Origin of the sequence: Waltera intestinalis (assembly GCF_009695995.1) — a bacterium.
GTDB lineage: Bacteria > Bacillota > Clostridia > Lachnospirales > Lachnospiraceae > Acetatifactor > Acetatifactor intestinalis.
This window is the reverse complement of record NZ_VUMU01000045.1, coordinates 1-1,087: the sequence shown is the minus strand read 5'-3', so window position 1 is coordinate 1,087 and position 1,087 is coordinate 1. Positions and strand designations below refer to the sequence as shown.

2 protein-coding genes are annotated in these 1,087 nt (G+C 41.7%); both read right to left on the bottom strand.

Features of this window, described 5'->3' with window-relative positions; genetic code table 11:
• Positions 1 to 304: plasmid mobilization protein (locus FYJ59_RS13860; protein ID WP_154498950.1), on the bottom strand; the 304-nt coding region annotated here is incomplete at its 3' end.
• Positions 305 to 904: 600 nt separating this feature from the next.
• The coding region (locus FYJ59_RS13990) for a hypothetical protein (protein ID WP_205839565.1) at positions 905 to 1,087 on the bottom strand (183 nt) is incomplete at its 5' end.

The following is a 1,087-nucleotide window of genomic DNA, read 5'->3' as shown; positions in this document are numbered from 1 at the left end:
TTTGTGATTGCCATACCTGTTTCATCAGCTCCTTTACTTCTTTTACATCGGCTTCATAGACGTTGCCCGTGGCGTTCATACGCTTGGCAATCTGGTTTAAATTGTTCCCGATGCGAGAGAGGATTGTGTTGTATTCACGTAGGTGTTCATAGTTTACATCATAGACATATCCGTACAAAATCAGATGCCGGATAAAGGCGGATTTGCTTTTCATATTGGAGGCTTTCCACTTCTGCTCTAAGATGTACTGTTCATCATCACTTAGATATATTTTCAATTCATTTTGTCTTTCTCTTTTTGCCATTGCTTTGTCCTTTCCCTTCCTTATTTATAAAGAAGTTTTTGTGATATGCCGTATCCGGCGGTGTGGTTTTTGAACGTAAAAATTCAGAAATTCCCGTGGAGTTATTACTGAGTTTTTGAGTGCAAAGGGGGTCAGGGGGATATGCCCCATGCAAGCCAATTTTCTCAAGTTTTTACTTGGAAGAAACTTTGGAAAATTGCGCGGACAATGAGCCATGCGAGAATGCTTGCATTCTCATTTGGCGAATGTCGCGACAGCAATCGGTGAAGCCGATTTGCGGGCCTGTGAGGGAACACAGGCAGTGCTTGCTATCTTTGGCAAATTGCCCGCAGGGAATTTGCGAGTTTTAGGCTGCATAGGCAGCCTGTCCAAAACTCATACGGGCGATACCGCCCATTTATGGACAGCGTCCGGCTGTCCGGCTTAGGAGAACGGCATAGGTAATAAAAAAACTGCCACGGTTCACAGCAGGCATCAGATGCCTGTGAAGTTCCATAGCAGTTTGTGTGTCTTTTTATGAATTTGTGATTTTATCCATAAAAGATTTTAGCAACCAGAAGCTGCAAAGTCAATAAGAGAAAGCAGGAGAGAAAAGAGTATTTATTTTGGGATAAGTTTAGTTGATTGTATCAAAAGTGGTTGCGGAAAAAAGCCTGTTTTAATATGAAAGGTTTTTTCCGGTTCGTTTTTTACAATGAGATTGGAGAATTTACAGAAAGGAGGTAAAGCATGAATACGGCAGATCGCAGAGCTGAAATAATAAATATTCTGCTTGTCAGACGT